General features: G+C 67.1%; 8 protein-coding genes. 5 read left to right on the forward strand and 3 right to left on the reverse strand.

Annotation, left to right across the window (positions count from 1 at the left end; genetic code table 11):
• The first annotated feature begins 94 nt into the window (after positions 1–94).
• A complete protein-coding gene (locus tag OV287_RS49840; protein WP_267541141.1) occupies positions 95–790 on the forward strand; it encodes a hypothetical protein in 696 nt (231 codons plus the stop codon).
• A gap of 161 nt (positions 791–951) precedes the next feature.
• A complete protein-coding gene (locus OV287_RS49845; protein WP_267541142.1) occupies positions 952–2,955 on the forward strand; it encodes a S9 family peptidase in 2,004 nt (667 codons plus the stop codon).
• A 45-nt stretch (positions 2,956–3,000) separates the two neighbouring features.
• Here the strand turns inward: OV287_RS49845 and OV287_RS49850 are convergent, their stop codons facing one another.
• On the reverse strand, positions 3,001–3,780 hold the full coding sequence (locus OV287_RS49850) for a hypothetical protein (protein ID WP_267541143.1): 780 nt from the start codon (positions 3,778–3,780) through the stop codon (positions 3,001–3,003).
• 980 nt (positions 3,781–4,760) lie between these two features.
• On the opposite strand from OV287_RS49850, the gene OV287_RS49855 reads away from it, so the two are divergent.
• Positions 4,761–5,615 (forward strand): DUF2381 family protein, encoded by an 855-nt coding sequence (locus OV287_RS49855; protein ID WP_267541144.1) that lies wholly within the window; start codon positions 4,761–4,763, stop codon positions 5,613–5,615.
• An 11-nt stretch (positions 5,616–5,626) separates the two neighbouring features.
• A complete protein-coding gene (locus OV287_RS49860) occupies positions 5,627–7,420 on the forward strand; it encodes a serine/threonine protein kinase (protein ID WP_267541145.1) in 1,794 nt (597 codons plus the stop codon).
• Here the strand turns inward: OV287_RS49860 and OV287_RS49865 are convergent.
• Positions 7,395–7,790, reverse strand: a complete 396-nt coding sequence (locus OV287_RS49865) for a GAF domain-containing protein (protein ID WP_267541146.1) — start codon at positions 7,788–7,790, stop codon at positions 7,395–7,397. The two genes, OV287_RS49860 and OV287_RS49865, sit on opposite strands and share 26 nt — an antisense overlap.
• Before the next feature lie 461 nt (positions 7,791–8,251).
• Here OV287_RS49865 and OV287_RS49870 point away from each other — a divergent pair, with 461 nt between their 5' ends.
• Entirely contained in the window at positions 8,252–9,232 is a 981-nt protein-coding gene (locus tag OV287_RS49870; RefSeq protein WP_267541147.1) for a TerC/Alx family metal homeostasis membrane protein, read from the forward strand.
• Between the two features lie 104 nt (positions 9,233–9,336).
• Here OV287_RS49870 and OV287_RS49875 read toward each other — a convergent pair whose 3' ends face one another.
• Positions 9,337–11,985 carry an ATP-dependent Clp protease ATP-binding subunit gene (locus OV287_RS49875; protein ID WP_267541148.1) on the reverse strand — a complete coding sequence of 883 codons (2,649 nt, stop codon included), beginning with the start codon at positions 11,983–11,985 and terminating at the stop codon, positions 9,337–9,339.
• Positions 11,986–12,147: the final 162 nt, after the last annotated feature.

The raw sequence follows: 12,147 nt of genomic DNA on the forward strand, positions 1-12,147 counted from the left end.
ACTCCCGTGTCGCTTATTGCACAGGCCCTGGAGTGCGCAGTCCCGCTCCGCTCTCGGTGAGGCAACGGCCCTCTTGTTGCAAGCGGCCGCGGCCATGAGCGACTTCTCGTCCATCACCACCCGACTCCCCCTGCTGCTGATCCTCCTGCTCGCCCCCGGCGTGGGCCTCTCCGCCCAAGAGCCGGCCACCGAGGAGCAGCCCCCTCTCGCCGCTTCCGAGCAGCCCGGCACGCAAGAGCATGCCCCCCTGCGGCTGAGCGAAGAACCGTGGGCACAAGCGGACGACGCCTCTCGCCTTTCGCCCGGGTGGCGCCTCGTGACCGAGGCGGGGGTCGGCGTGCTGCTGGGGTTGGGAGGTGGGTACGCCGGCATCGTGACCAGCCAGGCCATGTGTGACGCGGACCTCTTGGGCTTCCAGGGCGGTTTCATGCCTTGCCTGGGTCCGAACCTCATCGGAGTGCTCCTGGGCGTCGGCATCGGGATACCCCTGGGTGTCTGGAGCAGTGGTCAGCTCATGGGTGGGGACGGAAATCTCCTGGGGGCCCTGGCCGGATCGCTCCTGGGCCTCCTCCCCGGCATCCTCGTAGCGATGTTTGTTCCCCATACGCTCGGGCTGCCCCTCGCCTTCTCCTTCCCGCTGATGGGCGCCATGGTGGGCTACGAGCTCACTCGGCCAGAGCGAGCGCCCGGCCCCCAGGCCCCCGCCATGGCCTCCGCGCCCCGCCGGCTCCAGCCCGTGCTGGCCTTCTCCTCGCGGGGTGCACTGGTGGGCCTGGGCGGAAGTTTCTAACCGGGGCATCCTTTCCCCCCGGGGCGCGTAGATCGACGCCGGGTGCGCGAAATGCGACACTTCCCCACGGAATCGGGTCCCCGCCCCCGGCACGGCACGTCGTGCTGGGGTGCTAGAAACAGGGCTCCGTCGCTCACACGTACCCAAGGAAAGGCCTGCTCATGACGCTCGCTAGTCGGGAGGCTCCCTACGGCTCATGGAAGTCCCCCATCACCGCCGACATGATCGCCACCCAGACGTTGTCGCTGGGGGAGGTGGCCGTGGATGGCGATGACGTGTACTGGCTGGAGGTCCGCCCCAGCGAGCGGGGACGGCACGCCATCGTCCGGCGCTCGGTGGACGGGGCCCTCACGGACATCCTCCCCCTGCCGGGAGAGGGCAAGCCGGCCTACAGCTCGCACAGCCTGGTGTATGGACAGGGCGGAGGCTCCTTCGCGGTGTCCGAGGGGCTGGTGGTCTTCGTCAACCACGCGAGCACCGGGATGCACGTGGACCAGCGGCTGTACCGGGTGAACCCGGGCCGCACGCCGGTGCCCCTCACGCCGGACACGGGTGGCAAGCACCGCTTCGGCGACCTGGTCATGGACCGGACGCGCAACCGCGTGGTGTGCGTGCGCGAGGACTGGCGCAACCTGAAGGACGGCCAGCCGCGCGCCTCGCTGGTGGCGGTGGACATTGATGGGCAGCGGCAGACGGTGCTGACGGAGGGGCGGGACTTCTACTCCTCGCCCACGCTGAGCCCCAACGGCCGGCGCATGGCGTGGCTGGCCTGGGACTACCCCTGCATGCCGTGGGATGGCTGCGAGCTGTGGGTGGCGGATGTGGACGAGATGGGCGTGCTGCACCACCCGAGGCTGGTGGCCGGCAGCACCACCGAGTCCGTCTTCCAGCCTGAGTGGAGCCCGCAGGGCGAGCTGTACTTCGTGAGCGACCGCAACAACTGGTGGAACCTCTACCGGCTGCAAGGGCGCAGCGTGGTGCCGGTGCTGGAGCGCAAGGCGGAGTTCGGCGCGGCCCAGTGGCAGCTCGGCATGTCCACCTATGCCTTCATCTCGCCGCGGCACGTGGTGTGTGCCTTCAACGAGCAGGGCCAGTGGAAGCTGGGGCGGCTGGACGTGGTGCTCGGCCAGTTCGCCGAGCTGGCCACGCCCTTCACGGATGTGTCCCAGGTGCGCGGGGGCTTCGCCACGGCCTACTTCGTGGGCGGCGGGCCGGAGCAGCCGGCATCCGTGGTGCGGCTGGACATGGAGTCCGGCAAGCCGCAGGTGCTCAAGGCCTGCACGCGGTTGCCCGAGGAGCTGGTGCCCTACCTCTCGCGCTGCGAGCCGCTGCACTTCCCCACCACGGAGCTGGGCGAGGCCCATGCCTGGTACTACCCGCCCACCCACCCGGGCTACAGCGCTCCCGCGGGTGAGAAGCCGCCCCTGCTCATCATGAACCACGGCGGCCCCACGGCCTCCGCCTCGACGAAGCTGGACTGGACCATCCAGTACTTCACCAGCCGAGGCTTCGCGGTGGTGGACGTCAACTACCGGGGCAGCACCGGCTACGGGCGCGAGTACCGCCTGTCGCTCTACGGCAACTGGGGTGTGATGGACGTGGATGACTGCGCCAACGCCGCGCTGCGGCTGGTGCAGGAAGGCAAGGCAGACGCGAAGCGGCTGGTGGCGCGCGGCAGCGGCACGGGCGGCTACACCACGCTGTCGCTGCTGGCCTTCCGCGACATCCTTCGCTGCGGCACCAGCGCCAGCGCCGTCGCCAACCTGGAGTCGCTGGCGGAGCACGCGGAGAAGTTCGAGGCCCACTACATGGACCAGGTGCTCGGACCCCAGCCCGAGTCCAGGCAACTGCTGCAGGACCGCTCGCCCAGCGTGCACCTGGACAACATCAAGCGCAGCCCGCTGCTGTTCATCCAGGCCCGGCTGGACGGCCAGACGTCGCAGCGGGAGACCGAAGAGATGATGCGCAAGCTGCGCGCCAACGGCGTGCCCACGGCGATGCTGCCCGTGGACGGCGAGCCGTACGGCCCGCGCATCACTGCGGACACCAAGAAGGCGCTGGAGGCCGAGCTGGCCTTCTACTCGCAGGTGATGGGGCTCACGCTGGCGGAGACGCTGGAGGCCGTGGCGCTTGAGCCGGCCCTGCCTGAGCAGCCGCGCCGGTAGAGAGGCTCAGTGAGCGCCCTTCCCCTCACCCTCCGGGTGAGGGGCTCAGTGCCCCGAGAGCTGCCGGTCCCACTGGTACAGCAGCTGCGTCACGCTGACGGGGGAAGCGGCGGAGATGCGATCGAAGGACTCGGTGTCGAGCAGGGGGAGCCGCTCACGCCAGAAGGCGATGTCGGTCACCGTCTCCGGGTGCTGGAGCTGCTCCGCGAACTGAAACACCCAGGGCAGGCGCCTGAGGATGACCTCCTCGCAGTCCCCGCGGCTGGCGCGAGCCATTCGAGCAGCCGCGACCTCCAGGGCGGCCCGCACGGAGTCTCCTCCCTCGGAGCACCAGCCTTCCAGGACCCAGTCCAGGGCACAGCCCAGTAGCTCACCCAGGCCGAGAATGGCGCCAGGCTTCTTGTAATGGTAGCGCGCCGTCTCCAGCATCTCCCACGAGCGCAGCACCGCCTGGATGCGCTGCGCCGTGCGCTCGGCGCTCTCGGGGAGCTTCTCGGCGATGGCGTAGTACAACGCGCCCCAGGCGGTCTCGCGGAAGAACACCTCGTATTGGTCCTCCGCCTGTCTCCAGTCGCCGCGCTCCAGGGCCTCGCACAGGCTCATCTCCACATCGAAGAGCAGGTACAGCCGCCACGCCGGAAGATGCTGCTGGAAGTCCGAGCCGCCATAGGTGCTCACCACGTCAACGGGTGAAAGCTCGAGCATCTCGCGAGGCAGCGTGAAGGAGCCGTTCTTCTGGTACTGCCGGGCACAGCGCCGCCCCTCGGCCACTGCCTTGCGATGGACCGTACCTCGTGAACCGTGCAGGAAGGCGGGAAGTTGCATACGGGAAGACTCGTTGCCGAACCGCGTTGAGATGCTCGTACGCATTCCTCATTGCGTCGTGGTGGACGAGGGCCCCACGTGAGAGTGGGGTCAGAGGTCAGGTTCGAGGCATGTTCGCAACAAGCGAGCACTCAATACTTCCTCGACGGACTCCCCATGAGTCGCCGCTTTTTCCGCTCCTCTCGGCGGCAGATCCTGCACCACGACTGAGGGTGAAGGGAGCCGTCCTTCCTGCGCCGGTATCCAAAATCCCTCTGGATGGGGCCGTGATAGTGGCAATGCGGGCAGCTCGTCTTCTCTTCGTAGTGCATGTGCTACCTCCGGGTGAAATGGTGTAACGAATCGCGGTCGCAACAGGACCGCGGAAGCCGTGACAAGCATTGGTGGGGAGGCCACCCCATACAGGCGGTGCGTTTCCCTTTAGGCGGTTGACTTGTTGAGCGCGACCCCCGAAAGAGGAAATCGGCGCGCTTTGCTGCCAAGCGGTGCAGGGAGCGTCTTCCCTGCGTCGAGCGTGGATATGTAGTACACCTCCACACATCATTAGTCAATAGCGAAGTCACACTGTGCGTGACATGGCCCCCGCTGTCAGCCTGGATGTCCTCGTGGTTCGCCGTAGTGCCGCAACGCCTCGCACCAGCACGCTAGTAAGTTCTTTCAGGGGAGGGAGGTCCTGGCCTCGCTCGGGAGCAACTGGTCCGATGGTCGGACCAGTCGGCACGCCACGCGGCCAGAAGGTGCCCTCGTCTTTGCGGCAAGTGCACCGCTTGAAGAGACTTGGTTCGGATGACTTAGAGCGCTCCTAGGAGCTTGTCGGAGTACCGCCGAAAAACGACTCCTACATACCAACCATAGCGGTGTGTTTGAGTCGCACTACCCCTCATGTAGTGGGTGGCCGAGGTATTCCGACAGGCTCCTAGGAGTCCGCTCGCATGTGATGCGGCATCTGCTAGGGTTGACTCTGGAGGTATTCCACCCTGGTGCAACTTCTACCGTTGCTAACGCTCGTTCTCATCCTGACGGGGAGTGCGGCGACAGCTCAGCAGCCCCAGCACCCTGGCCACGACCGCCAGGAGCGGCAAGTCTTCGTCCCGAGCAATTCGAGTGAGCCGGTGCCAGAGGTGCGGGTGGCGGCCGGGATCGCCACCACTCTCGTGTTCGACGCCCCCATCGATAGGGCCTCGATAGAGGTAGAGGGGCAGTCGACACGCTTCCGGTTGGTGGACCCAGGCGAGCGCACTCTCTTCCTCGAACCTCTCGTGGCACCTGGGGACGGCGAGCGACTGGGTGTGCGGGTGCGTTACAAGGACGGTCGTTCCCCGGCGCATGCCGTCGTCGCTCTCGTGTCCCACCCCACGATGGTGGACACGCGGGTGGATGTTGCACGCATGCAACGCTTCCCGGCGGCATTGGAAGCGGCACTGGCCCAGTGCGAAGCGGGCGGGCCCGCCAATCTCGTGTTCTCCGGACGATTGGATCTCGATGGCGTCCGGGCCCGGCGCATCAAACTCATTCAGGACATCCAGTCCGGCATGAAACTGAAGGAGGGCACCGGGTTCCGAGCACGAACCTGGGCGCTGGTCGCCATGCGTGTGCACAACCTCCCCGGGCAGCAGCCATGGACAGCAGGGGAGGCGCGGCTCATCAGGGCGGACGGCATGCCCGTGAAGGTGCTCTCCGTGCGCATGGACAGACCGAAACTCGCCCCAGGGGAAACGGGACTGGTGGTAGCCGAGACGGAATCGCCCTACTGGAACGTCGCCGAGATATTCCGCCTTGAACTGCGGGAAAAGGGTGGCGAGCGGCACCTTGTCATCGGCACTGCGGAACTCTAGGAAGGCCGGCCATGACGGACGCGCTGCACCCCGACCATCTCAACCCCGGCGACATGGTGGGGCCCTGGCTCATCGTCCAGGTGCTGGGCCGTGGAGGGTCCTCCCGCGTCTTCAAGGTGGAGCGCGATGGCCGCCCCTACTCCCTGAAGATGGCGCTGCTCCCTCTCACCCAATCCAGGGAGGACCTCACGGAAGAGCAGTACGTGGAGGAGAAGAGCACCTACCGGCAACTGGCGCGCGAGGCGGCGGCCCTATTCACCTACTCCTCCCATCCCAACCTGCTGCGCGTGTACGGGGTAGACTTCTGGCCCAACCCCACCAAGGGTTACCCCTTTCTCGTCACCGACTTCGTGAACGGGGACAACTGGCACCAGTGGCGGTGGCGCAAGCCCCCTCACTCAGCCCGGTTGGTGGAAACCTTCTCCAGCGTGGTACGTACCGTGGGCGTGTTGCACGCACGAGGCGTGCACCACCGCGACTTGAAGGCGGAGAACATCCTCATCCGTCGCGAGGACGGCAGGCCCTTCCTCATTGATTTCGGCACCGTGCGCATTCCGGGAGCCCTCACGAAGACGCTGGGCCTGCCCGAGGGTGTGCTGCACCTGTTGCCGCCCGAGCTCCTGGCCTACACACGCTCCGAGGCGTGGAAGCGGGGAGAACCCTTCCACGGAGGCGTGTCCGCGGACCTGTATGCACTGGGGGTGTTGCTCTATCAAGCCCTCACGGACCTGCACCCTTTCGACCCGGAGCTGCCGGACAAGGAATTGGTGGCTGCCATCGCCACCGTCACCCCGGCCGCCCCCCACCTCCTCAATCCCCTGGCGCCGCGCTCCCTCAGCGACATCGCCATGAAGCTGCTGGAGAAGAAGCCCGAGGCGCGCTACCCCGACACCGCGTCACTGCTCGTGACGCTGGAGAGGGCCGCAGAGCAGGAGAGGACGTCCCCCGCCTGGAAGGTCCCCCTGACCGCGCCAGACAGCTCGGCATTCGAGGCGTCGAAGGAGCAGGCGGGCTGGAACCAGGAAGCAGTTGCCGACGCGCAGGCGGCTCGACCCTCGGAGAATGCTCCATCGCAAGAGGACCCCCAGCAGGAGACGCCCCCCCGGGCGCACGGCATGGGGCGCCGGAGGAGGTGGCTCATCGCCGCGTTGGCGGCACTCCTCGTCCTTGGCGCCATGGGACTGCTCTCCGGACGAGCCACGCTCGCGTCCTCCCCCGTGGCGGAGCCTGGTATGTCCGCCCCCAATCAGAGAGGAAACCCGCCCGTGCTTCACCCCATCGCTCCCCAGGACTCCTCCTCCCCTCGTCATTCCTCGCGCTCAGGCATCCTCGCCGTTTGGCTGTGCGCCACCATCGGACTGGGCTGCCCCGCTGTCCAGGTGAAGCCCACACCGGCCAACTGCCCCACGGAAGCCACCGAGGCGATGTTCAAGGAACTGAAGTTCCATACGGCCAGCCCTCTGAGGGCACTCGTCGACGTCAACCAGCCGGGAGAGGCGTGGGAGATGGGGCTCTACAAGGAAGGCCCCGTCGTCGGCCGCATCACGGTTGGAGAGGGGCTGCTGGTGGAGGGCTCGCTCTTGTATGGCTACCTGTGGATAGGCCCTGGCCTGACGGATGACGTCGGCCGGGAAGCCGTCATCGGCCGCTACACGAAAGCATTGCTGCCGAATGGCGCGGAGTATCCCGTGTGCATCGCCCTGGGGGGCCCTGATGGGCGCATGCCTCGGATACCCAGTTCCAAGTCCGGTACCGTCCAACTCCCGCGAGACTCCGGGGTCAACGGCGTCTGGCGTTGGCCTTGAGCATCGGCTCACAGGCCGCCAACGGAAGCTCGGCCGCGGCGGCCATCAGCGCCCGCGTCAGCTCGGAGGAGAGGTCGCCCTCGTGCAAGAAGGCGATGCCCACCACGGCGCGTACCTCACCGGCCGCGTCGAGCACGGGCAGGGCCACCGCGGCGCGCACGGGCACGCGCCGGTCCCCAGGCTGGATGCGGCCGCTCTCGTCCGCCTGAAGGTTGCACGTCTGCACTGGCTCCCCCGTGCCCAGGGCGAGGCCCGCCATGCCCTTGCCCCGAGGTACAACGCGCACGGCGTCCATCACAGGAGGCGGGATGTTGAGTGTGGCCACCAGTTCCAGCGCCTCGCCCCGCCGCAGGTGGACGGTGCCGGCCATGCCACCTCGCATGGAGGCAGCTGAGCAGTTCGAGGGGAGATAGCTCCAGGCAGAGGATGGGACGGCTGATGGAGGTGGACGCGCCGATGCGCAGGTTGCCGTAGTTGCGCGGCGCCACATCGTGAGCCGACTCAGCAGTGGAGAGAGGGCAGCCCCGCGCCGGGAGACCCGAGCACTCGACAACGAGAGCTGTAGGGAGGGCGGACGGACAGGCGCCATGCTCGTCGCACGCTGAGCGGCTTCCGAAAGGATGAAGCGCACACGGGATGACGAGTCCCGAGGAGTCCAGGTTGTTGATGGGCCGCTGCATTGTCAGCTTCCCCACACGGCCGCCGCATCCGTGGCCGGGAGGTGTGCATGGCTCGTCCGTTCATCCGCCGGGGAGTGCCTGGTGCGGTCGCAGTGACCGCCGAAGCGCTTGCCCACCCGCAGGAGGCCTCGAAGACGCCAGGAGCGGGCCGATGAGCTCAGGGCAGATAGCACCGTGGGAGTGGGGCCTCTTCGGAGTGGTCGTGGTGTCGATGATCTTCATCGATCTGCTCGCCCACCGGACGAAGCGAGGGGAGACGAAGAAGGCGGCGTATGCCTGGAGCATCGCGTGGATACTCGTGGGCCTGGCCTTCGGCTTCTTCGTCTGGCTGAGGCATGGGGGTAACACCGCACAGGAGTACCTGGGCGCCTACCTCATCGAGAAGAGCCTCAGCCTGGACAACCTGTTCGTCTTCCTCGTCATCTTCGCCAGCCTGAGCGTGCCCGAGAACAAGCAGCGACGGGTGCTCTTCTGGGGCATCTTCGGGGCCCTCGTGTTCCGAGGCCTGTTCATCTTCCTGGGCCTGGAGGCCATCGAGCGCTGGAACTGGGTGGTCTATATCTTCGGCGCCATCCTGCTCGTCGCCGCGTGGCGCGTGGCACGTCGCCATCCCTCGGAGGAGTCGGACAACAAGGTCGTGGACTGGTTGGAGAAGCGTCTGCCCGTGACCTCGGAGTATGAGGGCAAGCAGTTCTTCAAGCACGTGGACGGCAAGTGGCAGGCGACTCCGCTCCTCATCGCGCTGATCGCCATCGAGCTGTCGGACGTGGCCTTCGCCATCGACTCGGTGCCGGCCGCGCTGTCGGTGAGTCACAACCTCTTCGTCGTCTATACCTCGAACGTCTTCGCCATCCTCGGGCTGCGCGCGCTCTACATCGCCCTGGCCAAGACGGTGCACGAGCTGCGTTACCTCCACTGGGGACTGGCAGCGGTGCTCGCGTTCGCCGGGTTGAAGATGGTTCTGTCCGAGTGGGTCCACGTGGCCCCCCTGGTCTCGGTGGCCATCATCGTGACGTGCATTGGCATCTCGGTGGGGCTGAGCGTGCGAGCACGCAAGCGGGACGCCCTGCGGAAGGTCGTGCCGCGAGAAGAGCAGCCCCGCGGTGGGCGGCAGGAAGAGATCCACGCCTGAGGTGAAACCAAGTCCACTCGATACCCTCACCCCGGCCCTCTCCCAAAGGGAGAGGGTCGAAGCCAATTCCCTCTCCCTCTGGGAGAGGGTCAGGGTGAGGGTCGTCAGTGCACGGGCACTCCCTGTTCGGCGACCCGTCCCTCGACGCCGAAGGTGAACCGCCCGTCCGCGAAGTCCACCAGCACCTTGTCCCCCTCGCGCAGTTCCCCTCGCAGCAGCATCCGGCTGAGCTCTGTCTCCAGCTCTCGCTGGATGACCCTCCGCAGCGGCCGAGCACCGAACTTCGGATCGAACCCGCGCCGCGCCAGCTCGTCCTTCGCCGAGTCCCTCACCTCCAATGTGACGTTCTGCCCGTGCAGCTTGCGCCGCGTAGACGCCAGCATCGAGTCCACGATGCGGTTGAGCTGTTCTCGGTCCAACGGGTGGAACACGATGATCTCATCGATGCGGTTGAGGAACTCCGGCCGGAAGTGCTGGCGCAGCGCGTCCATCACCGTCGCGGCCACGCGCTCGTCCTCCACGCTGATGCCACCCTCCGAGGGCCGCTGGAAGCCCAGGGCTCCCTTGCGCAGCCCCAACTGCTCGGCGCCCAGGTTGGACGTCATGATGATGACGGTGTTCTTGAAGTCCACCGTGCGCCCGCGCGAGTCGGTGAGCCGCCCGTCGTCCAATATCTGCAGGAGCAGGTTGAAGACATCCAGGTGCGCCTTCTCGATTTCATCGAAGAGCAGCACCGAGTAGGGCCGCCACCGCACGGCCTCGGTGAGACGGCCGGCTTCCTCGTAGCCCACGTAGCCCGGGGGCGCGCCGATGAGCCGGCTCACCGTGTGCCGCTCCATGTACTCGGACATGTCGAAGCGCAGCATCGCGTTCTCATCGTTGAAGAGGTAGTCGGCGAGCGCACGCGCCGTCTCCGTCTTCCCCACGCCCGTGGGCCCCAGGAAGATGAACGAGCCGATGGGCCGGCCTGGATCCTTCAGCCCTGCACGGGCGCGGCGCACCGCCTCGGAGATGGCACGCAGAGCCTCCTCCTGGCCTACCACACGCTGGCGCAACGACTGCTCCATCTCCAGCAGCCGCTGCGACTCCTCCTGCTGCAGCTTCTTCGCCGGAATGCCCGTCCACTCGCTCACCACCGTGGCGATGGCCTCCGGCATAACGGTGGGCTCGGCCACGCCCCGGGCCTGCTGCCACTGCGTGCGCAGCCCGTCCACCTCCGCGCGCAGCGCCTCCAGCTCGCCCTTCAGCCGCGAGGCCTCGTCGTAGCGCTCGCCCGCCACCGCGGCCTCCTTGTCCTTCTCCTTCTGCGCCAGCCGTGCCTCCAACTCCTTCATGCGACCCGGCTCGGTGTGCGCTCCCAGCCGCACCATCGCCGCCGCCTCGTCGAGCAAATCGATGGCCTTGTCCGGCAGGAAGCGGTCGCTGATGTACTTGTCGGAGAGCTCCACCGCGGCGGTGAGCGCTGCGTCGGAGATCTTCACCCGGTGGTGCGCCTCGTACGAGTCACGCAGGCCCCGGAGGATCTCAATGGCCTGCTCCGGGGTGGGCTCGGCCACCAATACTGGCTGGAAGCGACGCTCCAGGGCGGCGTCCTTCTCGATGTGCTTGCGGTGCTCGTCGAGCGTGGTGGCGCCCAGGCAGTGCAGCTCTCCCCGCGCAAGAGCTGGCTTGAGCATGTTGGCCGCATCCATCGAGCCCTCGCCCGCCCCAGCACCGACGATGGTGTGCACCTCGTCGATGAAGAGGATGACCCTGCCCTTGAGGGCGCGGATCTCCTCCATCAGCCCCTTGAAGCGCTCCTCGAACTCGCCGCGGAACTTCGAGCCACCGATGACCCCCGCCAGGTCCAGCGAGAGCACCCTCTTGTCCTTGAGCACGTCCGGCACCTCGCCCGAGACAATCCGCTGGGCCAGGCCTTCGGCGATGGCCGTCTTGCCCACGCCCGGCTCGCCGATGAGCACCGGGTTGTTCTTCGTCTTGCGGCTGAGAATGCGGATGCAGCGCCCGATTTCCTTCTCGCGGCCGATGATGGGGTCCAGGTCTCCCGCTTTCGCCAGCGCGGTGAGGTCTCGCGTGAAGCGTGTGAGGTTGGGGGGAAGCGGTTCCTCTCCCCGCCCGCCCGCGGAAGTGGCCGCCGCGACAGGCGCCTTCAACAACTGACGCAGCTCATCCGGGTCGATGTCGGAGAGGAACTGGGCGGCGAAGCTCTCCCCCTCGGCCATGATGGCCAGCAACAGGTGCTCTGGGCCAATGAAGGTGTGCCCCATCTGCACCGCCTGAAGTTTGGCGAGCTGCAGCACGCGCTTCATCCCCGAGGACAACCCCACTCCCTCGGCGTGGCGAGGCTCCCGCCGCTCCATCACCTGCTCCAGCCGAGCCTCGTACTCGGCCACATCCGTTCCCTCCACCTCGAGCGCCGCGCGGATGTCGGGGACCTTTTGGATGAGCGCCAGCAACAGGTGCTCGGTACGAATGCGCTCATAGCCCCACTCCAGCGTCAGCCGCGCCGCGTGCTCCAACACCTGCTGCGCCATCTCCGAGAGCTGCGCGAGGAGATTCTCCCGCCTCGGCCGAGGGCCCGTCATCTGTGCAAACAGGCTCTCCAACGAGCCGAAGGGCATTCCTCCCGCGCCCATGTCCATGGCACTCGCGCAGTGGTTGCACAGGCTCAGGGAGCGCTCTCGCCCATCCCCCGATTGCTGCTTGAGAAACACCACCGCGGGCCTCGCCCGACAGTTCTCACATACAGTCATCCGCCACCTCTGCCACGCTCCCACGCAAGCTAGGGACGCGGCCGGAGGCAGACCACCGCTCCGTACAAAGCCGCGGGCAGGCAGCCGAGCCCCATCCAGCCCGTTCCCGCCCCGGGGTGCGATGCCTCCCCCATGCGGGGGACGGAAGTTGCACGTGACGCA

The sequence above is a fragment of the Archangium lansingense genome, assembly GCF_026626635.1.
Lineage (GTDB): Bacteria > Myxococcota > Myxococcia > Myxococcales > Myxococcaceae > Archangium > Archangium lansingense.